At 63.8% G+C, this 23997-nt stretch carries 19 protein-coding genes; 15 read left to right on the top strand and 4 right to left on the bottom strand.

The annotated features are described in order from the left end of the window. The first annotated feature begins 35 nt into the window (after positions 1-35). The 3 genes from ACLB1G_RS01175 to ACLB1G_RS01185 all read left to right on the top strand — a co-directional run bounded on the left by ACLB1G_RS01175 (position 36) and on the right by ACLB1G_RS01185 (position 4934). Positions 36-2024: a TonB-dependent receptor gene (locus tag ACLB1G_RS01175; RefSeq protein WP_491625346.1), complete on the top strand. Its 1989-nt coding sequence runs from the start codon at positions 36-38 to the stop codon at positions 2022-2024. A gap of 118 nt (positions 2025-2142) precedes the next feature. Continuing rightward, positions 2143-3531, top strand: coding sequence for a glycoside hydrolase family 88/105 protein (locus ACLB1G_RS01180; RefSeq protein ID WP_491625347.1), 1389 nt, complete (start codon positions 2143-2145; stop codon positions 3529-3531). A 104-nt stretch (positions 3532-3635) separates the two neighbouring features. After that, on the top strand, positions 3636-4934 hold the full coding sequence (locus ACLB1G_RS01185) for a serine hydrolase domain-containing protein (RefSeq protein WP_491625348.1): 1299 nt from the start codon (positions 3636-3638) through the stop codon (positions 4932-4934). Positions 4935-4948: 14 nt separating this feature from the next. Here the strand turns inward: ACLB1G_RS01185 and ACLB1G_RS01190 are convergent, their stop codons facing one another. Then, positions 4949-7039, bottom strand: a complete 2091-nt coding sequence (locus tag ACLB1G_RS01190) for a 3-hydroxyacyl-CoA dehydrogenase NAD-binding domain-containing protein (protein WP_491625349.1) — start codon at positions 7037-7039, stop codon at positions 4949-4951. 267 nt (positions 7040-7306) lie between these two features. On the opposite strand from ACLB1G_RS01190, the gene ACLB1G_RS01195 reads away from it, so the two are divergent. The 12 genes from ACLB1G_RS01195 to ACLB1G_RS01250 all read left to right on the top strand — a co-directional run bounded on the left by ACLB1G_RS01195 (position 7307) and on the right by ACLB1G_RS01250 (position 18721). Beyond that, the gene (locus tag ACLB1G_RS01195) at positions 7307-9004 is read left to right on the top strand and encodes a methyl-accepting chemotaxis protein (RefSeq protein ID WP_491625350.1); all 1698 of its coding nucleotides are present in this window, start codon (positions 7307-7309) and stop codon (positions 9002-9004) included. Between the two features lie 4 nt (positions 9005-9008). Next, positions 9009-9836, top strand: coding sequence for a CheR family methyltransferase (locus ACLB1G_RS01200; RefSeq protein ID WP_491625351.1), 828 nt, complete (start codon positions 9009-9011; stop codon positions 9834-9836). Continuing rightward, the gene (locus ACLB1G_RS01205) at positions 9833-10402 is read left to right on the top strand and encodes a chemotaxis protein CheD (protein WP_491625352.1); all 570 of its coding nucleotides are present in this window, start codon (positions 9833-9835) and stop codon (positions 10400-10402) included. Before ACLB1G_RS01200 ends, ACLB1G_RS01205 begins: the two co-directional genes overlap by 4 nt. Further along, positions 10389-11954 (top strand): chemotaxis protein CheW, encoded by a 1566-nt coding sequence (locus ACLB1G_RS01210; protein WP_491625353.1) that lies wholly within the window; start codon positions 10389-10391, stop codon positions 11952-11954. Before ACLB1G_RS01205 ends, ACLB1G_RS01210 begins: the two co-directional genes overlap by 14 nt. An 85-nt stretch (positions 11955-12039) precedes the next feature. Continuing rightward, on the top strand, positions 12040-12465 hold the full coding sequence (locus tag ACLB1G_RS01215) for a MarR family winged helix-turn-helix transcriptional regulator (RefSeq protein WP_491625354.1): 426 nt from the start codon (positions 12040-12042) through the stop codon (positions 12463-12465). Then, positions 12458-14002: an MDR family MFS transporter gene (locus ACLB1G_RS01220; protein ID WP_491625355.1), complete on the top strand. Its 1545-nt coding sequence runs from the start codon at positions 12458-12460 to the stop codon at positions 14000-14002. The genes ACLB1G_RS01215 and ACLB1G_RS01220 overlap by 8 nt, the downstream gene beginning before the upstream one ends. A 45-nt stretch (positions 14003-14047) precedes the next feature. Beyond that, positions 14048-15592, top strand: a complete 1545-nt coding sequence (locus ACLB1G_RS01225; protein ID WP_491625356.1) for a protein adenylyltransferase SelO — start codon at positions 14048-14050, stop codon at positions 15590-15592. Positions 15593-15602: 10 nt separating this feature from the next. Continuing rightward, the gene (msrB, locus tag ACLB1G_RS01230) at positions 15603-16004 is read left to right on the top strand and encodes a peptide-methionine (R)-S-oxide reductase MsrB (RefSeq protein ID WP_491625357.1); all 402 of its coding nucleotides are present in this window, start codon (positions 15603-15605) and stop codon (positions 16002-16004) included. Positions 16005-16030: 26 nt separating this feature from the next. After that, positions 16031-16660 carry a septation protein A gene (locus ACLB1G_RS01235; protein ID WP_491625358.1) on the top strand — a complete coding sequence of 210 codons (630 nt, stop codon included), beginning with the start codon at positions 16031-16033 and terminating at the stop codon, positions 16658-16660. Further along, positions 16657-16929, top strand: a complete 273-nt coding sequence (locus tag ACLB1G_RS01240) for a BolA family protein (RefSeq protein ID WP_491625359.1) — start codon at positions 16657-16659, stop codon at positions 16927-16929. Before ACLB1G_RS01235 ends, ACLB1G_RS01240 begins: the two co-directional genes overlap by 4 nt. Before the next feature lie 127 nt (positions 16930-17056). Further along, positions 17057-17836 (top strand): peptidylprolyl isomerase, encoded by a 780-nt coding sequence (locus ACLB1G_RS01245; protein ID WP_491625360.1) that lies wholly within the window; start codon positions 17057-17059, stop codon positions 17834-17836. A 108-nt stretch (positions 17837-17944) separates the two neighbouring features. Beyond that, positions 17945-18721 carry a peptidylprolyl isomerase gene (locus ACLB1G_RS01250; RefSeq protein WP_491625361.1) on the top strand — a complete coding sequence of 259 codons (777 nt, stop codon included), beginning with the start codon at positions 17945-17947 and terminating at the stop codon, positions 18719-18721. A gap of 97 nt (positions 18722-18818) precedes the next feature. Here the strand turns inward: ACLB1G_RS01250 and ACLB1G_RS01255 are convergent, their stop codons facing one another. Genes ACLB1G_RS01255 through purL form a run of 3 tightly spaced genes read right to left on the bottom strand, consistent with a single transcriptional unit; the run spans position 18819 to position 23755 of the window. Further along, positions 18819-19226 carry a DUF6691 family protein gene (locus ACLB1G_RS01255; RefSeq protein WP_491625362.1) on the bottom strand — a complete coding sequence of 136 codons (408 nt, stop codon included), beginning with the start codon at positions 19224-19226 and terminating at the stop codon, positions 18819-18821. A gap of 8 nt (positions 19227-19234) precedes the next feature. After that, positions 19235-19651: a YeeE/YedE family protein gene (locus ACLB1G_RS01260; protein ID WP_491625363.1), complete on the bottom strand. Its 417-nt coding sequence runs from the start codon at positions 19649-19651 to the stop codon at positions 19235-19237. A gap of 57 nt (positions 19652-19708) precedes the next feature. Next, complete coding sequence (gene purL / locus ACLB1G_RS01265; protein ID WP_491625364.1) at positions 19709-23755, bottom strand: phosphoribosylformylglycinamidine synthase; 4047 nt, start codon at positions 23753-23755, stop codon at positions 19709-19711. Positions 23756-23997: the final 242 nt, after the last annotated feature.

Genomic DNA, 23997 nt, shown 5'->3' on the forward strand with positions numbered 1-23997 from the left:
TGCGGGCTGTCATCCATACGCTTAGAGGTTTTACCATGCATATCCAACGCACGCTGCTGGCCAGCGCGATCCTGTCCGCCCTTACCCCCTGCGCCCACGCCGACGAGGCCGCCGACGACAAGGTCCAGCAAGTGGTAGTCACCGCCACCCCCTTCCGTTCCGCCGCCGGCGACCAGATCCTCACGCCGGCCAAGGTGCTGGCCGGCGACGAGCTGCGCGACAAGGCCGGCAGCTCGCTGGGCGAGACCCTGGCCAATGAGCTGGGCGTGTCCGCCTCGGCCTTCGGCGCCGGCGCCTCGCGCCCCATCATCCGCGGCCTGGAAGGCTCGCGCGTCAAGATGCTGGAAAACGGCATGGCGGTGTCCGACGTCTCCGGCCTGTCCAACGACCACGCGGTGGCCGCCGAAGGCGCGGTGGCGCAGCAGATCGAGATCCTGCGCGGCCCGGCGGCCCTGCTCTACGGTTCCGGCGCCATCGGCGGCCTGGTCAACGTGGTCAATGAACGCATCCCCACCGCGCTGGAGCCCAGGCTCACCGGCCAGCTCGAAACCCGCTACAGCAGCGTGGACCAGGGCAAGAACGCGTCCGGTTCCATCGATGGCGCGGCCGGCAGGATCGCCCTGCACCTCGATGCCAACCTGCGCAACGCCGGCGACTACAGGATTCCCGACTATCGTGAGCTGAACGATCCGGCCTCGGGCGGCGGCCGCCTGCCGCACTCGGACACGCGCGAACGCAATGTGGGCCTGGGCGGCTCCTATGTGGACGACTGGGGCTACGCCGGCCTGTCGGTGTCGCGCCTGACCAATATCTACGGCATACCCAGCGACGAGGGTTCGCGCATCGACCAGAAGCAGACCCGCTACGACTTCGACAGCATGGTCAAATCGCCCTTCGAGGGCTTCGAGTCGGCCCGGGTCAAAGCCGGCTTTACCGATTACCAGCACGCCGAACTGGGCGACGACGGCCTGCCCGAAGTGCAGTTCAAGAACCGTACACTGGAAACCCGCGCCGAGCTGACCCACAAGACCGTGGCCGGCCTGCACGGCACCTTCGGCATCCAGACCGAGAACACGCATTTCTCCGCCCTGAGCGCGGAAGGCGGCCCGGATACCGTGCCGGTCACGCATTCCAGGTCCACGGCCGGCTTCCTGGTCGAGGAAACCCGGGTCGGCGAGGTGGCGCTGAACGCCGGTTTGCGGCTGGAGTCGGTCAAGCGCGAACCGGTCACGGGCCTGGAGCGCAGCTTCCACCTGAAGTCCGGCTCGGTCGGCGGCCTGTGGCCGTTCACGCCCGGCTATGCGATCGGGGCCACCGTGTCCCACGCCGAGCGCGCCCCGGCCACCGAGGAACTGTATTCCACCGGCCCGCACGACGCCACCGCCACCTTCGACGTTGGCAACCCGGACTTCCGCAAGGAAGTGTCGCGCAATATCGAGCTGTCGCTGTCCAAGACCTCGGGCCTGCTGCGCTGGAAGGCCAACGTCTACCGCAACAAGGTCAGGGACTTCATCTACGGCCATATCACGGGCGTGATGCTGGACGAGGAAGGCAATCCGGGCGACGAACTGCGCCAGCGCATCTTCGAGCAGGCCAACGCCAGCCTGCACGGCGCCGAGGCCGAGCTGACCTGGAACGAGACCGGCGCCGGCTGGTCCGGCCGCCTGTTCGCCGACGGCACCCGGGGCAAGCTGGACGCGGGCGGCAGCCTGCCGCTGCAGCCGGCCGACCGCATTGGCGCCAGCGTGGGCTACCGCGCCGGGGCCTGGCGCGGGGGCGTGTCGCTGACCCACGCGCGCGGCCAGGATCGCCTGGCCTCGTTCGAGACCAGCACCACGCCCGGCTACAACCTGCTCAACGCCAACCTGTCCTGGACCCAGCGCCTGGCCGACGCCGATCTCACCTGGTTCGTGCTGGCCAAGAACCTGCTGAACGAGGATATCCGCGTCTCGACCTCGGTGCTCAAGGATATCGCGCCCCTGCCCGGCCGCAACCTGGTGTTCGGGGTGCGCGCCAAGTTCTGACGCCGAAAAATTATCACTTTTTGGCAAGTAAACGATTGACACTTTCCCCGAGTATGCTTAGCCTGCGGGCACCACACACAGCTCAGCATACCCAGGGAAAGGTTTACTTATGAAGTTGATGCAACGCCAACTGGCTATCCTCATCGCGGGCGCCATGCTCGCCGGCGCCGTCCAGGCCGAAGGTCCCTACCGCAACCCGGACAACAAGAACCTGAAGGACACCTCGGAAGGCACGTATCCGGTGCCCTACCAGATGCCGACCGAAGCGAGCATCAAGGCCTCGCTGGACCGGGTGCGCGGCTACATCGATTCCGTCACGCCCACCCGCGTAATCGACAAGGCCACCGGCAAGCCGATCACCGACTTCAAGCAACCGATCGCCACCGCCATCGCGGAACCGTCGCCGCGCGACTTCAACATCCAGGTCTATGAAATGGGCGTGGTGCACGCCGGCCTGCTGAAGGCGGCCGCCGTCACCGGCGACAGCCGCTACACCGACATCACCCGCCGCCACCTGCAATTCTTCCATGACGTGCTGCCCTATTTCCGCGCCCAGGAAGACAAGTTCAAGCTGGGCCGCAACAACAGCTTCACCCGCTTCCTCGATCCCAAGTCGCTGGACGACAGCGGCTCCATGTGCGCGGCCCTGGTGCGGGCCAAGTTTGCCGGCGTCAGCCCGGAACTGGGCGGCTTGATCAACACCTGCAGCAACTGGGTCGGCAAGCAGCAATACCGGCTGGACGATGGCACGTTCGCGCGGCGCCGCCCGCAGGCGTCCTCGCTGTGGGCCGACGACATGTACATGGGCATCCCGGCCTTGGCCGAGATGGGCCACCTGACCGGCCAGCGCGCCTGGTTCGACGACGCCGCCTCGAATATCTTGACCATGAGCGCGCACCTGTTCCGCCCGGCCACCGGCCTGTACACGCACGGCTGGAACATCAACAACCCGGACGCGCCCAACTTCTACTGGGCCCGCGCCAACGGCTGGGCCGTGCTGTCCATGAGCGACGTGCTGGACGTGCTGCCGGCCGACCACCCGGCCCGCCCGAAAATCCTGGCCCAGCTGCGCACCACCCTGCGCAGCATCGCCGAACTGCAGTCCGGCAGCGGCCTGTGGCACCAGATGCTGGACCGTAACGACTCCTACCTGGAAACCTCGGCCAGCGCCATCTTCACCTACGTGCTGGCGCACGCCATCAACGAAGGGTGGATCAGCCCCACCACCTACGGCTCCATCGCCCAGGCCGGCTGGATCGGGCTGACCACCCGCATCAACGCCAAGGGAGAGGTGGAAGGCACTTGCGTCGGCACCACCTTCGCCAGCGACCAGGTGTATTACTACAACCGCCCCACCAGCGTGGAAGCCATGCACGGCTACGGCCCGGTGCTGCTGGCCGGCGCCGAAATGCTGCGGCTGCTGAAGAATCCCAAGGTGGATATCCAGTACAAGCTGCGCACCTACCACTATGTGCCCAAGGGCAGCGGCGACATCAGCGAGCATTGATCCGGCGCGCCGAACCGGTGGCTCAGCTAAACTGCTGACATGATTTGACTCGGAGGGAGCACAGTTAAATGTTGAAGCCACGATACTTGCGCTGTCTTGCGCTGATGTTCGCGCTCATTCATCCCTTGCCTTCGTGGGCCAGCCCGGTGGCCGACCAGATGAAACTCAACCAGCGGCGCTATGGCATCGTCAGCCAGGCCGTGCTGGTCAAGCATAACGGGGAGTTGGTGTTCCGCGGAGCGGAGGGCGCCACCCCGGATGAAATCTTCCCGGTATATTCTCTCAGCAAATTGTTCGTCAGCACACTGGTGATGCAGCTGGGGGAGCAAGGGAGAATCGACCTGGACGCGCCAGCCAGTGCGTACGTCCGCGCGTTGCCGGCCAGCTGGGATGCCATTACGGTGCGACAGTTCATGACTCATACATCCGGTGTACCGGAGTATTTCGAGAATGTGTACGCCATCCCCGCAACCGTACAGGCCGCGTTTGAGTCGCTGGCGAACAAGCCTTTACATTTTCAGCCGGGCACGGCCGCGCGCTACACGCAAACCAATTATCTTGTGCTCACCCTGTTGTTGGAAGCCCAATATGGCAAGCCTTATCCGCAGATCGCCAGGGAGCGCATTATCGAGCCACTGCACTTGGAGCACACTTACCTGGGTGCGTCATCCCTCCCGTTGACCGGCGTGGCCACGGCTTATGCAGTGAAGGACGGCAAGATGCAGAAGGCGCCGGACATTGCCTGGCCAGCCTATAGCTATGGTCATGCCGAACTCTTTTCGACCGTGGACAACTTGGCGCGCTTCATCGAGGCGGTGAGCAATGGCAAATTCGCCAGCAAGCTGGCCTTGCAGGAATTTTGGCAAGCTCCCCGCTTGTCCAACGGCCGGCCTGGCGTATTCGCCGCAGGCTGGGAGTACGGTCAAACTGGCGAGTACCGCCATGTCGGCCACGACGGCGGTGCTCAAGTGCGCGTCAGGCTGCTCTACAAGGACACGCTCGATGGCGACAACTATATCGTCATCTATTTGACGAACGGCAGCATGAAAAACGTTTGGTCGCGCGTTCTGCTCGATAGCGCCATGGCGGCAGCCGCACCGGAACAATTCCAGAGTGTAGCTTTTGTGGAAAAATTGATTGCCTACGCATTGGGAGAAGCCGCCGCCCCGCCTGCCGAAAGATTCCCTGGCCTGGAGAGTGTCGTTAACGCAGCCGGATACACCATTCGCGACAATCTTGGGCTGGATGCAGCCATCCGTGTCTTCGCCTGGAACACCACGCTATTTCCGCAATCAGCGAACACCTGGGACAGCCTTGCCGAAGCGTATCAGGCAAAGGGCGATCACATGAACGCCCAACGGAATTACGCCAAGGCCCGTGAACTTTCCACAACATCCAAATGAACACCTAGTCGTCGTTACCCCTGGCTGAAACCCCTGCCTGCAGCGGCCAGCTTGCGCAGCAGGGGCGCCGCCTGCCACGCTTCCCCGTGATAGCCCCGGGCGTAGCGCTCGATGGCGGCCAGCACCCGCGGCAGGCCCACCGTATCGGCGTAGAACATGGGGCCGCCACGGTACAGCGGGAAGCCGTAGCCGGCCAGGTAGACCATGTCGATATCGGAAGCGCGCAGGGCGATGCCCTCTTCCAGGATGCGGGCGCCCTCGTTCACCAGCGCGTACACCAGGCGCTCCACGATTTCCTCGTCGCTGATGTGGCGCCGCGCCACGCCCAGTTCGGCCGAGTGGCGCACGATCATGGCGTCCACCTCGGCGTTCGGGTGCGGCGTCCGGTCGCCGGGCTGGTAGTCGTACCAGCCGGCGCCGGTCTTTTGCCCATAGCGCCCCATCACGCACAGCAAATCGGCAGTCTTCGAATAGCTGATGTCAGGCTGCTCGACGTAACGGCGCTTGCGGATGGCCCAGCCGATGTCGTTGCCGGCCAGGTCGGCCATGCGGAACGGACCCATGGCGAAGCCGAAGGCCTCGATGGCGCGGTCCACCTGCTGCGGCAACGCGCCCTCCTCCAGCAGGAAGCCGGCCTGGCGGCTGTACTGCTCTATCATGCGGTTGCCGATGAAGCCGTCGCATACGCGCGACACCACCCCGGTTTTCCTGAGCTTTTTCGACAAGGCCAGGGCGGTTGCCAGCACCTCGTTGCCGGTCCTGGCGCCGCGCACGATTTCCAGCAGCTTCATCACATGCGCGGGGCTGAAGAAGTGCAGCCCGATCACGTCCTGCGGGCGGGCCGTGGCGGCGGCGATCCGGTCCACATCCAGGGTTGAGGTATTGGTGGCCAGGATGGCGCCCGGCTTCATGACCGCGTCCAGCTGGCGGAACACGGCCTGCTTGAGGTCCATGTCCTCGAACACGGCTTCCACCGCGATGTCGGCCTGGGCAATGGCGCCGTAGTCCAGGGTGGTGCGCAGCAGGGACAGGGCGCGCTCCAGCTTTTCCTGGCTCAGCTTGCCTTTCCTGACACTGCTTTCATAGTGCTGGCGGATGGCGGCCTGGCCGCGCTCCAGCGCATCGTGGCTGGTGTCCAGCAGCGTGACGGGGATGCCGGCGCCCAGGAAGTTCATGGCAATCCCGGTCCCCATGAGGCCGGCGCCAACCACGGCGGCGCTCCTGATCTCGCGCAGCGGCGTCTCTGCGGGCAGGTCCGGCACCTTGCCGGCCAGTCGCTCGGCGAAGAAGGCGTGGCGCAGCGCTTTCGATTCCGTGCCTTCGATCAGGTGCAGGAAGCGCTCGCGCTCGAAGCGCATGCCTTCTTCAAAGGGCATGGTGATGGACGCTTCCACGGTGGCGATGCATTCCAGCGGGGCCGGAAAGCCGGGCGCGGTGGCGCGCACGCGCTGGCGCGCCGCCTCCAGCACGGCGGCCGCGTTCGGATGCCCGACCTGGCGCTCGCGTACCTTGGGCAGCGGCCGGATATCGGCAACCTTGTTGGCAAACACGATGGCGCTGGCCAGCAGGTCCGCGCCCGATTCGTAGACTTCATCGAACAGGGCCGTGCCGGCCAGTTGTTCGGATGGCACAGGATTGCCGGTCACTATCATCTCCAGCGCCCGTTCCAGGCCCAGGACGCGCGGCAGGCGCTGGGTGCCGCCCGCGCCAGGAAGCAAGCCGAGTTTCACTTCCGGCAAGGCGATCTGCGCACCCGCCAGCGCTACCCGGTAGTGGCAGCCCAGCGACAATTCCAGCCCGCCGCCCATGCACACGCTATGGATGGCCGCCACCACCGGCTTGCCGGCGCCTTCGGCCGTGGCGATCAGGGTGTGCAGGTTGGGCTCGGCCAGGGCTTGCGGCGTATTGAATTCCTTGATGTCGGCGCCGCCTGAAAACGCCTTGCCGGCGCCAGTGATCACGATGGCCTTGACGGCATCGTCCGCCAGGGCCCGCTGTATGCCCTGCACCGCAGCCGTGCGGGTGGCCAATCCCATGCCGTTGACAGGGGGATTGTTCAGGGTGATGACGGCGACGGAGCCGTGCAGCTGGTAATCAGCGCTCATGTCTTTTCCTTGTGCTGGTGCGAACCCGCCTACTATACCTCAAGGAAACGAACGATCGTGTTTTTACTGATACTCAAAATTGTCTCCTAGAAAGTACATCAGAAAAAAATACCGCTCATTACACTTGTGTTTAATACGGATCAGGAAAATAATAAATAACCCGCCTGAATTCCCCGCCCCTGAATATCCGGTTAATTCTCACCAAATGTCACATTTATCTACGGCATTTAAGTATTTAACATTATTTCTCGACATTACAGGATAATCATGAATGCTCCCAGCCAGGCTATTAACTCACAGGAACTTGAATTCCAGGCCATTAACGCTGCGCTGAACCGCGCCGCCGCTGTCATCGAATTCGACCTGGAAGGAAAGATCCTGCACGCCAACGACAACTTCCTGCGCGCCCTGGGCTATACCCTGGGTGAGGTGCAGGGCCGCAGCCATACCATGTTCGTGGACGCGGAGTACGCCGCCAGCGACGAGTACCGGCAGTTCTGGGCCAAGCTGGGCCGTGGTGAGCTCGACCGTGGCGAGTACAAGCGTATCGCCAAGGATGGCCGTGAAATCTGGATCAATGCGTCGTACAACCCCATCATGGACGCGAACGGGGTGCCGTACAAGGTGGTCAAGTTCGCCACCGACGTGACCGCCAACAAGCAGCGCAACGCCCTGTTCGAAGGCTTGGTCAGCGCCATCAACAAGGCCCAGGCCGTGATTGAGTTCGACATGCAAGGACAGGTTCTTTGCGCCAATGATAATTTCCTTGCCGTCATGGGATATGAATTGGAAGATATCAAGGGCGAGCACCACCGCATATTCTGCGAGCCCGAATTCGTATCGAGTCCGGAATATAAGCGTTTCTGGCAAAAATTGAATCGCGGTGAATTTGACAGCGGCCTGTATAAACGAATTGGCAATGATGGCAAAGAAGTATGGATACAAGCCACTTATAATCCCATCCTGGATCTCAATGGCAAACCCTACAAGGTGGTCAAATACGCCACGGACGTGACCGAACAGGTGAAACTGGAGGCCAGCGTCAAGGCCAAGGCCGAGAGCGACGCGAAAAAGATCTCCTATCTGCTGGCCGCCGTCGAGCGCGCCGCCTCGGGCGACCTGACCAGCACCATCGAAGTCAACGGCGACACCCCGCTGGACCAGTTGGGCGCCGGCATCAGCAAGATGATCGCCGACCTGCGCAAGGTGATAGGCGAAGTGGTGGACGCCGCCAGCGGCTTCAGCTCGGCCGCCCACACCATCGCCGAGCGCTCCAGCGGCGTGGCTTCCGGCACCCAGGCCCTGGGCGCCACCGTGGAGGAAATGAATGCGTCCATCGATGGCCTGACCCAGTCCATCACCTCAATCGCCAGTAACAGCAACCATGCCGACGCCGTGGCCAAGGCCACCCAGGAGGAGGCGGAGATCGGCGCCAAGGCGGTGGCCAAGTCCATCGAGGCCATGGACCTGATCAACCGCTCCTCGGAAGACATAGGCGAGATCGTCAAGGTCATCAGCGAGATCGCCAGCCAGACCAATATGCTGGCCTTTAACGCGGCCATCGAGGCGGCGCGCGCCGGCGAGCACGGCCTGGGCTTCTCGGTGGTGGCCGACGAGGTGCGCAAGCTGGCCGAACGCTCGTCGCAGGCGACCAAGGAAATCTCCAAGCTGATCAACGAGTCCGTCAAGCGGGTTTCGGCCGGCAGCGAAATCTCGCGCCAGGCCAGCGACGCCTTCGACAAGATCGTGGCCGGCGTGGCCAAGACCACGCGCGCCATTTCCGACATTTCCACCGCCGCCAACGAGCAATCGCTGACGGCGCGCGAGGTCAGCACGGCGATCCAGTACATCGCCGAGGAAACCGAGAAGACTGCCGCCTCCTGCGACAGCATCGCGCGCTCCATCGAGGGCTTGAACGGGCGTGCCGGCAATCTGAACCAGACCGTCTCCGGCTTCACGGTCTGAAACCATGGAAGCGGGACTGAACGAGGCCACGCTGGCGGCCTTCATCGGCCTTGTCCGGCTACATACGGGCATTGCCATGAATGAACGCAAGAGCGTGCTGCTGGAGCGACGCCTGCGCCCGCGCATGCAGGCGCTGGCGCTGGACAGCTACCAGGCCTACCTGGACAAGGTGCAGCGCGACCGCAGCGAGCTGCCGCACTTCATCGACCTGGTGACCACCAACGACACCCTGTTCTTCCGCACGCCGCCGGTGTGGGATTACGTGGAGCAGGAATTCCTGCCCCAGTGGCTACGCGAGCATGCGGGCCAGACGCTGCGCATCTGGTCGGCGGCCGCCGCCAGCGGCGAGGAAATGTATTCCATTGCCATGCTGTGCGAGGAGTTCGCGGCCGCCCACCCGGGCTTCCGTTACCACATCCTGGCCACCGACATCTCGCAGCAAATCCTGGACCAGGCGGCGCAGGGCGACTATGGCGGGCGTTCCGTGGAACGCTTGCAAAGCGCCTATCCGCAGCTGGCGAAGAAGTATTTCCAGGCCAGCGCCAAGGGCCTGAAGGCCTCCGAGACGCTGAAAAAACACGTGGAGCTGGCCCGGCACAACCTGCTGCACCGGCTGCGCCAGCCGCGCCAGTTCGACCTGGTGTTCCTGCGTAATGTCATGATTTACTTCGACCCGGAACACCAGCAGATCGTGCTGGACCAGGCCAGCCACAGCATGGCGCCGCACGCCCGGCTGGTGATCGGCGAGCAGGAAACCATTGCCGCCATGGACACCTGTTTCCGTCCGCTGCGGCCCATGATTTACACGATAGAAAAGAGTACCGCATCATGATCACTACCGACGCTCCTCCGGACAGCGACCGCCGCGCCAGCCCGCGCGCGCCCGGCAGCCGCGCCCTGCAGGAAGATTTCCGCGCCATGGTCGCCATGGGCCACCTCAAGGTGGGCGCCCGCACCGAGCAGCTGCAGGCCGTGCTGGGTTCCTGCGTCGGCATCGCCCTGCTCTGGAAAAAAGGCGGCGTGTCCGGCCTGGCGCACTGCCTCCTGCCCGAGCCCGCCGGCGGCGAGTGCAGTGGCGGCCAGTGCGGCCGCTACGTCAGCCGCGCCGTCCCCGAGCTGCTGCGCCTGATGGGCGTGCACCAGGACGATTACGGCGATATCGAGGTCTACCTGGCGGGCGGCGCCAACATGCTGAGCGGGTGCTCCAGCCGCCTGCACATCGGCGAACAGAACGTCGCCGCCGCCCAGAAAATCCTGCGCCAATACAGCTTGAACGTGCACTACAGCCGCGTGGGCGGTCACCGTGGCCGCACCATGCTGGTCGACTGCGCCGAACAACTCTGCTTTGTGCGCGAGATCCAGGCGCCCCAACAGGAAAGCCAGCATGCACACTACTGACACCACCGCCACTCCCGTCCCGTCCGCCGCCGCTGCCCAAGGCATGGAGCTGTTCGGCTCCTTCCACCTGGGCCATGACGAATTTGCCCTGCCCGCCATCTGCATCCGCGAAGTGGTGAACTTCCCCGACAGGATCACGGTCCTGCCGCTGGCGCCGGCCTTCCTGGCCGGCATGTTCACCTTGCGCGGCACGGTAATTCCGGTGGTCAATCTGGCCCGTATTTTCGATCCCGCTGCGCCGGCCGCCGATCCGGCCCACAAGATCGCCATCCTTGACTACCAGCAGGTGCTGGTCGGCATCCTGTTCCACTCCACCGGCGAAATCCTGCGCGTGCGGCCCGACCAGCGCAGCACGCTCAGCTATGCCGACGGCGAGAAACGCGGCGTGGTGGCCGGCACCATCCTGCTGGGCGAAGGCGAGCGGCTGCTGCAGGTGCTCGATCCCGACGCCCTGGTGCGCATCGAGAACGTGCCCCAGGTGCTGGCCCTGCAGGCCGCCGCCAGGAACAAGGACCAACGCCACCTGCACGCCGTGGGCCAGCGCCGCCAGTGCGTCAGCTTCCGCGCGGGCCAGTCCTTGTTCGCCTTCGAGATGGGCGCGATCCAGGAAATCATCGCCGTGCCGGAATTGCAGCCTTCCATCCTGAACAGCAAGCTGTGCCTGGGGCGCATCAACTTCCGCGGCCATCCGGTGGCGGTGGTCGATTTTGCCACCATGCTGGCCGGCGGCGCGCCGTCCAAGGCGGCCGCCGATCCGGCCGGACGCGAATTCCTGCCCGGCGAGCGCATCATGGTGGTGCGCATCGCGGACACCACCATCGGCTTCCTGGTGGACACAGTGGACAGCATCGTCAGCTATTTCAGCGACGAGCTCATGCCCATCCCGCTGCTGAGCAAGGCGCGCGCCGGCATGTTCGCCGGCTGCGTCCACAAGCCCGGCACGGATGAGGAAGTCATCCTGCTCAACCATGCGGAGATCCTGTCCCAGCAGGAAATCAAGGACATGCGCAGTGGCCACGACAATCTCTATCCGGACGCCGCCAAGCGGCCGGCGGCCGCAACGGCCAGGCAGGCGCAGCGGCAGGTCTACCTGGCTTTCGCCCTGGAGAGCGTGTTCGCGGTCGAGATCAAACAGGTGCGCGAAATCATCGACTACACGGATCACATGGCGCGCCCGCCGGGACTGCCACACTTCATGCGTGGCATGCTCAACCTGCGCCAGCAGATGATCAGCGTGATCGACCTGCGCCTGCTGTACGCCATGCCGCCCATGGCCGACACCAGCCAGGCCAAGATCCTCGTCATCGAGCGGGGCGACGAGCGCTACGGCCTGCTGGTGGACGGCGTGCAGAACATCCTCACCATCAACGCCAGCCAGCGCTTCACGGCGCCCAGGATGCTGCGCGTGCAGGTGAGCGAGCACGATGTGCGCAATGACATGCCGGACGTGATCGACCTCGAGCACAACGGCCAACGCCAGACCCTGACCGTGTTCGAAGTCGACCGCCTGCTCGAGCGCCTGGCGCGCGAACTGCCCGCCATCGCCGCCTGATACATTCCGATACAGTTCACTCCTTGCCGGCGGCTCGCCGGCGTGCCAAGATAGATAGGTAGCCTATCTATCTTGGAGCCATGAAGTGACCGAACCAAACCAGCTGGCCGACCAGCTGCGCCTGACCCTGCAGCGCCTGGTACGAGAACTGCGGCGCCAGGAAAGCGAACACGAAAGCATCAGCCTGATCCAGAAGCTGCTGCTGGTGAACATCCTCGAGCATCCCGGCATCGGCGTGGCCGAGCTGGCGCGCATGGAAAAGCTGCGCGGCCCCACCATCAGCGGCCACATCAAGGCCCTCGAGGAAGCCGGGCTGGTGGCGCGCGCCGCCGACACCGGCGACCGCCGCCGCATCGGCCTGCATATCACAGACCTGGGCTTGGAAAAAATGCGGCAGCACCGGGCCCGGCGCCAGGAATGGCTGGCCGGCAAGGTCAACCGGCTGCCGCCCGCATCGCAGGCCCTCCTGGGCCAGGCCCTTACCATCCTCAATGAGATCATCGATGAATAAACCCGAACATCCGGCGCCAGAGCAGAGCGCCAACCACTACGCGCAGCCGCCCACGGAGCGCGAAATCCGTTCGGTCTACCTGGGCCTGATGGCCGTGCTGGCCCTCGGCGCGCTGGACCAGAGCATCGTGGCCACCGCCCTGCCCCGCATCGTGTCCGAGCTGGGCGGCATGGCGCACCTGTCCTGGGTGGTGACGGCCTATGTGCTGGCCTCCACGGCCACCATGCCGCTGTACGGCAAGCTGAGCGACCAGTATGGCCGCCGCCCGCTGATCTTCACTGCCATCCTGACCTTCCTGCTGGGTTCGGTGCTATGCGGGCTGGCGCAGAACATGACGGAACTGATCATCTTCCGCGCCATCCAGGGCCTGGGCGCGGGCGGCTTCATGCCGCTGGCGCAAATCATCATTGGCGATCTGGTGCCGCCGCACGAACGCGGCAAGCGCCAGGGCATCGTCCCCATCGTATTTGCCGTCACCAGCGTGCTGGGGCCGGTGCTGGGCGGGCTGATCACGGATGCGCTGTCCTGGCATTGGATTTTCTATGTCAACCTGCCCGTGGGCGCGGTGGCCTTTTATGCCATCGCCCGGTCCCTGCGCCGCCCCAACCGCAGCCATGCGCACAAGATCGATTATCTCGGCTCCGTGCTGCTGACCGGCGCCGTCACCGCCCTGCTGCTGGTGCTGGCGCTGGGCGGCACCGAATGGCCGTGGGATTCGGCCGAAATCGCCATCTGCGGCGGCCTGGCACTGGCCCTGGGCGCCGGCCTGCTGGTCCACGTGCGGCGCGTGCCGGAGCCGGTGCTGCCGCCCGACCTGTTCCATAGCCGCAGCTTCAACGTCGGCGTGGTGGTGATGGCCATGACCTTCATGGGCCTGATGGGCGCCAGCGTGTTCTTCCCCCTGTTTTTTCAGGTGGTGATGGGCAGCAGCCCGGCCAGCTCCGGCCTGCTGACGGTGGCCATGATGGTGGGCCTGGTGCTGTCGTCCATGCTGAACGGACGCTGGCTGGCCAGGTCCGGGCGCTACAAGGCGGCCCAGGTGTGGGGCCTGGGCGTGGCCACGGCGGCCTTCGCCATGCTGGCCTGGGCCATGGAACAGGGCTGGGGGTACTGGATGATCGAACCGTGCATCTTCGCGCTGGGCTTCGGGCTGGGGTTGGTGATGCCCAACATGACGGTGGCGGTGCAGAACGCCCTGCCGCTGGCACGGCGCGGCGTGGGCACGGCCATGCTGACCTTCTTCCGCTCGCTGGGCGGCTTGCTGGGAGTGACGGGCTCCGGCGCCATCCTAGCGCGCCAGCTGCATGCACATGGCATCCAGGCGGTGGCCATGACGGGCGGACGCGGTTTGCACGCAGCGGCCGGCGCGGCGGCCCAGCTGCAGGCGCTGACGGTGGCGGTGTACCGCCACGCCATCGCCCTGACCTTTGGCGCCGGCGCCGTGATGGTGGGATGCGGGCTGGTGGCCCTGCTGTTCCTGCCGGAGCTGCCCTTGGCCGGCTTCGGTCCGCAGGGTAGTAAGCAGCCGGGCCAGTGATCCGAGTGGCCACGCCGCCCCGGGCCATCGTTGCTGTATGTAACGATGGCGGATCGCAGCGGTGCGCTTCCTGATCTTGCGGCTTGCGGTAAAATCGCCGCAATCAACTTTGAGACTGGAACCGCCATCACTGCCGCCAACCTGACGCTGGGCCACTCCTACGCGTCCTTGCCGCCCGCCTTCTACACCCGGCTGATGCCCACGCCGCTGCCCGCGCCTTACCTGGTGGCGGCCAGCGCGCCGGCCGCCGAACTGATAGGGTTGGACGCGGCCACCCTGGCTACGCCGGACAGCCTGGCCATCCTGATCGGCAATACCGTGCCGGACAGCGCCCAGCCCCTGGCGGCCGTGTATTCCGGCCACCAGTTCGGGGTCTGGGCCGGCCAACTGGGCGACGGCCGCGCCATCCTGCTGGGCGACGTCGACACGCCGCAAGGCCCCATGGAACTGCAATGGAAAGGCGCCGGCCTGACGCCCTACTCGCGCATGGGCGACGGCCGCGCCGTGCTGCGCTCCTCCATCCGTGAATTCCTGTGCTCGGAAGCCATGCATGCGCTCGGCATTCCGACCTCGCGCGCCCTGTCGGTGGCCGGATCGGACCAGGGCGTGATACGCGAAACCGTGGAAACGGCCGCCGTGGTGGTGCGCATGGCGCCCAGCTTCGTGCGCTTCGGCTCCTTCGAGCACTGGTTCTACCAGCGCAGGAACGACGAGCTGAAACTGCTGGCCGACTACGTGATAGACCGCTTTTATCCGCAATTGCGCGCGGAAGCCAACCCGTACCAGGCTTTCCTGGCCGAGGTGACACGCCGCACGGCCCACATGATCGCCCACTGGCAGGCGGTCGGCTTCATGCATGGGGTGATGAACACGGATAACATGTCCATCCTCGGCCTGACCCTCGATTACGGCCCGTTCGGCTTCATGGACGCCTTCAATGCGCGCCACATCTGCAACCACACCGACCAGGGCGGACGCTATTCCTACGCCATGCAGCCGCAGATCGGCCACTGGAACTGCTACGCCCTGGGCCAGGCCCTGCTGCCGCTGATCGGCGAAGTGGAACAAGCGCAGGCCGCGCTCGACATCTACCAGGCCGAATTCAGCGCCAAGCTGGACGAGCTGCTGCACCGCAAGCTCGGCCTGAACGAAGTGCGCGAGGACGACAGCACCCTGTTCGACGCCATGTTCTCGCTGATGCAGGCCAACCATGTCGATTTCACCCTGTTCTTCCGCCTGCTGGGCAGCCTGCAACTGGACAACCCGGCCGCCGACGAGGATTTGCGCGACCAGTTCATCGACCGCCCGGCCTTCGATGCCTGGGCCGTGCGATACCGCGAACGCCTGCGGGCCGAGGGCATCGAGGATGGCAAGCGCAAGCTTGCGATGAACGCGGCCAACCCCAAATACGTGCTACGCAACTACCTGGCGCAGGTGGCCATCGAAAAAGCCCAGAACAAGGACTACAGCGAAGTGGCCCGCCTGCTCACCGTCTTGCAACGCCCCTACGACGAGCAGCCCGAGTACGAACAGTACGCGGCCCTGCCGCCGGACTGGGCCAGCCACCTAGAAGTCAGCTGTTCTTCCTGAGAAAGCGATCATGAACGACAAAGTCCACAAAACCGACGCCGAATGGCGTGCCGAACTCGACCCTATCCAGTACCAGGTGACGCGCCACGCCGCCACCGAGCGCGCCTTCACGGGCAAGTACTGGGACCACCATGAGGAAGGCATCTACACCTGCGTTTGCTGCAACACCCCGCTGTTCCGCTCGGACGCCAAGTTCGACTCCGGCTGCGGCTGGCCCAGCTATTTCGAGCCGCTCGATCCCTCCAAGGTGATCGAGAAGGTGGACCGCAGCCATGGTATGCTGCGCACCGAAACCATTTGCGCCGTATGCGATGCCCACCTGGGCCACGTGTTCCCGGACGGTCCGCCGCCAACGGGCCTGCGTTATTGCATCAATTCGGCGTCGCTGCGTTTCGACCCGATCAATAAATAATTCCGACATAAGCGTCACCAGACCCCATGAAATTCCTGTTCGACTTCATTCCCGTCCTGCTGTTCTTTGGCGTGTACAAGATAGCCGGCCACTACAGCGCCGAGGCCGAGGCCTTTGCCAACGCCCACCTGAGCGCCATCCTGTCCGGCGGTTCGGTCAACGCCGAGCAGGCGCCCATGGTGCTGGCCACGCTGGCCGGCATCCTGGCCACCATGGGCCAGATCGCGTGGCTCAAGCTGCGCGGGCGCAAGGTGGACGGGATCTTGTGGGTGTCGCTGGTGCTGTTCGTCGTGTTCGGCGGCCTGACCATTTACCTGCACGATGAAGACTTCATCAAGTGGAAGCTGTCCATCGTGTACTGGTTCTTCGCCGCCAGCCTGCTGGTGGCCCAATACCTCTTCAAGAAAAACCTGATGCGCAAATCCATGGAGGAAATGGTGGACTTGCCCGACCAGGCCTGGAACCGCCTCAACCTGGTGTGGATAGGCTTTTTCACCGCCATGGGCGTGCTCAACTGGTGGGTGGCGTTCGTGCTGTTCAAAGGAAATACCGATGCCTGGGTCAGCTTCAAGGCTTTCGGCTCGACCGGCATCATGTTTGTCTTCATCGTGCTGCAGACCATTTACCTGTCGCGCCATATCAAGGAGCAGGCATGAGCGATACCCGTGCCCAGCGCATGCGCGAACGGCTGGAAGCGGCCCTTTCTCCAGTGGAATTAACCATTACCGACGATTCCCACTTGCACGCCGGCCATGCCGGCGCCGCCTCCGGTGGGGGCCATTACACGGTAAGAATTGTTTCGTTACAATTTGAAGGTCATAAACTCGTCACAAGGCATCGTCTCGTGTATGATTCCGTGCACGATATGATGCATAAAGAAATTCATGCATTGGCCATTACCGCATTGGCACCGTCGGAAGTATGATGTAGTCGCGGTACAGGGGCGATCCCGAGTAAGTCTTCAAAAATGTGAACATCCAGACCGATAGCTGATCAAATCTCCTGCACCAAGCACTTTTCGCTCAAACTTTTTCCCCATACAGGAATTAATAATGACTTTCAAGCCAGCTCAATTGCTGATTGCACTGCTCGCTGCCGCCGCAGTACCTGCTTACGCTCAAAACGTCGCCGTGGTGAATGGCAAGCCCATCCCCAGCTCGCGCGTCGAGGCAGTGGTCAAACAAGTGGTCGCGCAAGGCCAGCAGCCGGATTCGCCGCAACTGCGCGAACTGATCAAGAAGGACCTGATCGGCCGTGAAGTCATGATGCAGGAAGCGGAAAAGCAAGGCTTCGGCAAGGATGCCAACGTCAAGACCCAGATCGAGAACGCCCGCCAGGCCATCATCGTCAACGCCCTGGTGAACGACTACCTGACCAAGAACAAGGTGTCGGACGCCGACATCAAGGCCGAGTACGACCGCTACGTAGCCCAGGCCGGCGACAAGGAATACCATGTGCGCCATATACTGCTGGGCACCGAAGCCGAAGCCAACGACGTGATCGCCAAGCTGAAAGGCGGCGCCAAGTTCGAGGATCTGGCCAAGCAATCGAAGGACACCGGTTCCGCAGCCAATGGCGGCGACCTGGACTGGGCATCGCCCGGCGCCTTCCCGCCCGTGTTCTCAGCTGCCTTCGTCGGCCTGCAAAAAGGCCAGGTCACCGAAAAACCCGTGCAAACCCCGAACGGTTTCCACGTGATCAAGGTGGATGACATTCGTCCCGCCAAGCTGCCGACCCTGGAAGAAGTGAAACCGCAAATCGCGGAAGCGCTGATGCAGAAGAAAGTCGCTGCGTATCAGGAAGAACTGGTGAAAAAAGCCAAGGTTCAGTAATTGCCGGCCGGCGCCCTCAGCGGCGCCGGTTCGCTTTTATGTAGTGCAAAAGCGCCCCGAGGCGCGTTTTATTTTGCGCGTTTTATTTTTTATTGATAGGATTTCATAATGATGTTGAAGCCAGCCCGCCTGTTGTTAGCACTGATCGCCGTAGTGGCAGCCCCGGCTTTCGCGCAAAATGTTGCCACCGTCAATGGCAAGGCAATTCCCGCTGCCAAGCTCGATCAAATGGTCAAGCAAGTCGTGGCCCAAGGCCAGCAAACCGATACCCCGCAATTGCGCGAGGCGGTGAAAAAGGAATTGATTGCCCGTGAAGTCCTGATACAGGAAGCGGACAAGCAAGGCTTCGGCAACAAGCCGGAAGTCAAGGCCGCACTCGAGAATACCCGCCAGAGTATTATCATCAACGCCATGCTGGCCGATTACGTCAAAAAGAATCCGGTCAAGGACGCCGATATCAAGGCTGAATACGATAAATACAAGGCCCAGGCCGGCGACAAGGAATACCACGCACGTCATATCCTGGTGGCCACCGAACAGGAAGCCAAGGATATTATCGCCAAGCTGAAAGCGGGCGGTAAATTCGAGGAACTGGCCAAGGTGTCGAAAGATGGTTCCGCCAATAATGGCGGCGACCTGGGCTGGACGTCCCCCACCCGCCTGGTCAAGCCATTTGCCGACGCCATGGTGGCGCTGAAGAACGGTGAAATCACCCAGACCCCGGTCAAGACCGAATTCGGCTACCACGTGATCAAGCTGGAAGAATCGCGCGCCACCAAGTTCCCTTCGTTCGAGGAAGCCAAGCCGCAAATCGCCGAAATGCTGCAGCAAAAGAAAATCGCCGCCTACCGCGACGAACTGCTGAAAAAAGCCAAGGTCCAGTAATCCTGGCCTGCATGCTCGCAAAGCGCCTCTCCGGAGGCGCTTTTTTTACGCCTTGCGGCCAGCTTCTGGCTTGTTCACGCCAGAAGCTGGCTTGGTTTCAGCGTTTGAGCCACTCAAACAGCCCCATGCCGGCCAGCATGGCGGTCACGAACACGGCCACCTTGGGTAGCCCCAAGCCCAGGCCGGCCAGCGCGGGTCCTGGGCACAGGCCGGCAATGCCCCAGCCCACGCCGAACAGGATGGCGCCGATCACCAGTGGACGGTCTATCCCGCGTGCGGCTGGCAATGCCAGCGCGCCTCCCAGTAGGGTCTTGCCACGGGGCCGGGCGATGGAGAACGCCAGCAGCCCGACCGCCACCGCGCCGCCCATGACCAGCGCCAGAGAAGGGTCCCAGCGTCCCGCCAGGTCGAGAAACCCCAGCACCTTGCCGGGATTGACCATCCCGGAAATGGACAAGCCCAATCCGAATATCCCACCCGCAATGAAAGCAATAATGATCGCCATGGCGGCTCCTATGCATGCCGTATCAAATACACGGTAATAAAACCGGCTGCCATGAATAATCCCGTGGCTGCCAGTGAACGGGGAGACAAGCGCGATAGTCCACATACGCCATGGCCGCTGGTGCAGCCCGATCCATAACGGGTGCCATATCCCACCAGCAGTCCGCCGATAATCAACTCCGTATTACCAGCCTCGATATGGATATTATCGGCATGCCCATACAGGAATGCGGCAACGATCAAGCCGCCAATAAAAGCGATGCGCCAGGCAATATCGCCTTTTGCGGGCCTTAACAGCCCGCCCAATATTCCGCTGATGCCGGCGATGCGGCCATTGAATAAAATCAGCACGGCTGCGGCCAAGCCGATGAGTACCCCGCCGGCCAGGGCGGACCATGGTGTAAATACTTCCCAAGCTATTGTCATTTCTCCTCCGAATAAAAAAAGCCGGGTCACCCCGGCTTTTGGTGCGGCTATATGCTATCAGCCCACGAACTTGCGCGCATTGCGGAACATGCGCATCCACGGGCTATCGTCGCCCCAGGCTTCCGGGTGCCAGGATTGCTGCACCGAGCGGAACACGCGCTCGGCGTGCGGCATCATCACCGTGAAGCGGCCATCGGGCGTGGTGACCGAGGTGATACCCTGCGGCGAGCCGTTCGGGTTGTAGGGATAGGCTTCCGTAGCGGCGCCGCGGTTATCGACAAAGCGCATGGCGACGACCGCCTCGTCGATGAAGCCGGTCTGGCTGAAATCGGCATAGCCCTCGCCGTGGGCGATGGCGATCGGCGTCTGGGTGCCGGCCATGCCCTGGAAGAAGATGGACGGCGAACTGAGCACTTCCACCATCGAGAAGCGGGCCTCGAATTTCTCCGACTTGTTGGCGGTGAACTTGGGCCAGGCATGAGCGCCGGGGATGATGGATTTGAGGTTGCTCATCATCTGGCAGCCGTTGCACACGCCCAGGCCGAAGGTATCGGTGCGCTGGAAGAAGCGCGCGAACTGCTCCGACAGCGCGGCGTTGAACAGGATGGTCTTGGCCCAGCCTTCGCCCGCGCCCAGCACGTCGCCGTAGGAGAAGCCGCCGACGGCGATCAGGCCCTGGAAATCGTCCAGCTTGAAGCGGCCGGCAATCAGGTCGCTCATGTGCACGTCGACCGCCGTGAAGCCGGCCTGGTACATGACCCAGGCCGTCTCGATATGCGAGTTGACGCCCTGCTCGCGCAGGATGGCCACGCGCGGGCGCACGCCGGTGGCCAGGAAGGGCGCGGCCACGTTTTCGCCCATGTCGAACGTGATCTTGGGCGTGATGCCGGGGTCCTGCTCGTCCAGCAGGCGGTCGTACTCGGCGTCGGCGCAGGCCGGATTGTCGCGCAGGCGGGCGATGCGCCAGCTGGTTTCGCTCCACAGGCGGTGCAGCGCAGAGCGCGGTTGCTGGTAGATGATCTTGGCGTCACGCGTGAATTCGATCACGCCACGGTCGTTGGGCTTGCCGATGATGTGGCTGCAAGCGCCCAGGTTGTGGGCGCGCAGCACGTCCATGACTTCCGAACGCTGCTCGGCGCGCACTTGTATCACGGCGCCCAGCTCCTCGGCAAACAAGGCCGCCAGGGTCAGCTCGTTGCGGCGCTCGGCCACCTGGCCGGCCCAGTTCTTGGCGTCGCCCCAGTCGGCTGCGTTTTCGTCTCCCAGGGTCAGCATGTCCAGGTTGATGGACAGGCCGGCGCGGCCGGCAAAGGCCATTTCCACCAGGGTGGCGTACAGGCCGCCATCAGAACGGTCATGGTAGGCCAGCAGCTTGCCGTCGGCGTTCAGCTGCTGGATGGCGGTAAAGAAGGCTTTCAGGTCGTCCGGCGAGTCCACGTCCGGCACGCTGTTGCCCAGCTGGCCCATGACTTGCGCCAGGGCCGATCCGCCCAGGCGGTTCTTGCCCCGGCCCAGGTCGATCAGGATGATGGCGGTGTCGCCGGCATCGGTGCGGAGTTGCGGGGTCAGCGACTTGCGCACGTCGTAGACCGGCGAGAAGCCGGACACGATCAGCGACACTGGGGAGATCACGGCCTTGTCCTGTTCGCCGTCGCGCCAGGTGGTGCGCATGGACAGGGAATCCTTGCCGACCGGGATGCTGATGCCCAGTGCCGGGCACAGCTCCATGCCGACCGCCTTCACGGTGTCGAACAGGGCCGCGTCCTGGCCGGGCTGGCCGCAGGCCGCCATCCAGTTGGCCGACAGCTTGATGTTGCCGATCTCGCTGATGGACGCGGCGGCCAGGTTGGTGATGGTCTCGCCCACGGCCATGCGGCCGGAAGCGGCGGCGTCGATCACGGCCAGCGGGGTGCGCTCGCCCATGGCCATGGCCTCGCCCAGGTAGCCTTCGTAGCTCATGGCGGTGACGGCGCAATCGGCCACCGGCACCTGCCAGGGGCCGACCATCTGGTCGCGCACGCTCATGCCACCCACGGTACGGTCGCCGATGGTGATCAGGAAGGACTTGTCGCCCACGGTGGGCAGCAGCAGCACGCGCTTGGCGGCCTCTTCCAGCTCGATGCCGGTCAGGTCGATAGGTGGATAATTATGCTGCACATGGTGCACGTCGCGCTGCATCTTGGGCGGCTTGCCCAGCAGGACTTCCATCGGCATATCGACCGGGTTGTTGCCCAGTTCCGGGTCAATCAGCTTGAGCTGGCGTTCCTCGGTGGCGGTGCCGACCACGGCAAACGGGCAGCGCTCGCGCTCGCACAGGGCCTGGAACACGGGCAGGCTTTCCGGCGCAATGGCCAGCACATAGCGTTCCTGCGATTCGTTGGACCAGATTTCCTTGGGCGCCATGCCGCTTTCTTCCAGCGGCACCTTGCGCAGGTCGAAGATGGCGCCGCGCTTGGCGTCATTGGTGATTTCCGGGAAGGCGTTGGACAGGCCGCCCGCGCCCACGTCATGGATGGAAATGATGGGATTGTCCTGGCCCAGCTGCCAGCAGCCGTTGATCACTTCCTGGGCGCGGCGTTCCATTTCCGGGTTGCCGCGCTGGACCGAGTCGAAGTCCAGGTCGGCCGTGTTGGTGCCGGTCGCCATCGAGGAGGCGGCCGAGCCGCCCATGCCAATGCGCATGCCGGGACCGCCCAGCTGCACCAGCAGGCTGCCGACCGGAATATCGTTCTTGTGGGTGTGCTGGGCTGCAATGCTGCCGATGCCGCCGGCAATCATGATGGGCTTGTGGTAGCCATACACGGTCTCCGGCCCGCCAGCGTAGGACTGGCCTACGTTCTGCTCGTAGGTACGGAAGTAGCCGCCCAGCACCGGACGGCCGAACTCATTGCTGAAGGCGGCGCCGCCCAGCGGACCGTCTATCATGATCTGCAGCGGCGAGGCGATGCGCTCCGGCTTGCCGTAGGCGTGGACGTCGCTGCGGTACTGGGCCACGGGGGCAGTGACCACCGAGGCATTTTCCCACGGACGCACGGCGCCCGGCAGCAGCAGGTTGGACACGGTGAAGCCGGTCAGGCCGGCCTTGGGCTTGGCGCCGCGCCCGGTCGCGCCCTCGTCGCGGATCTCGCCGCCGGCGCCGGTGGAGGCGCCCGGGAACGGGGAGATGGCGGTCGGGTGGTTGTGGGTCTCGACCTTCATCAGGGTGTGGACCAGCTCGGTGCTGGGGCGATATTCCTGGCCCGCGCGCGGGTAGAAGCGCGTCACTGGCGCGCCTTCGATGATGGACGAGTTGTCGCTGTACGCCACCACCGTGCCCTTGGGCGCCAGCTGGTGGGTGTTCTTGATCATGCCGAACAGGGATTTGGCTTGCGCGGCGCCGTCGATGGTCCAGTCGGCGTTGAAGATCTTGTGGCGGCAGTGTTCGCTGTTGGCCTGGGCGAACATCATCAGTTCCACGTCGGTAGGGTTGCGGCCGGCCTTGGTGAAGGCGGCGTCCAGGTACTCGACCTCGTCGTCCGACATGGCCAGGCCCAGGTCCACATTGGCCTTCTCCAGGGCCACCTTGCCCATGCCGATCACGTCCACGGTTTCCAGCGGACGGGCTTCCAGTTCGCGGAACAGGCCGGCGGCGTCCTCGGCGCTGCGCAGCACGGATTCCGTCATGCGGTCGTGGATCAGGGCGACCACCTGCTGCACTTCCTGGTCCGACAGCTTCTTGGGCGCGCCCAGGCTGCTACCCAGGATGCCGGTCTTCAGGTTGATGCGGTAGGCCACGCCGCGCTCGACGCGCTTGATGTGGTGCATGCCGCAGTTGTGCACGATGTCCGTGGCCTTGGACGCCCACGGCGAAATGGTGCCGAAGCGCGGGATCACGACGAATTCCTCGGCCGCGCCGTCGGTGTTGTCGGGATGGGCCGGTTCGCCATAGGTGAGCAGCGCGCGCAGGCGGGCCGTCTCGTCGGCCGACAGCGGCGCGGCGGCGTCGATGAAGTGGACATAACGGGCCTGGACGGCGGCGATGGAGGGCAGCGCTGCTTGCAATTGGGTCAACAGGCGTTGGCTACGGAATGCGGACAGGGCGTTGGAGCCCGGCAGTATCAACATAGTGGAGAGGTGGCTGATGCAGCAAGGCTGCGGATTAAAGGGCAATTAAAGAGTGCTCGACACGTGCGTGGATGATGCGGATTTTCCTTTGCGCGCATTATACCCTTTTAGCCACGCGCCAGACAGGCGGTCCTGGCCCAAAATCGGACGCTACAAGCAACATTTTGCCCTTAAATGGGGGCCAACAGCCCCGTTCCCCACCATTTTTATCTTGCCTTGCAGTATGCTTACACTGATATCCC

The sequence above is a fragment of the Duganella kummerowiae genome, assembly GCF_053572355.1.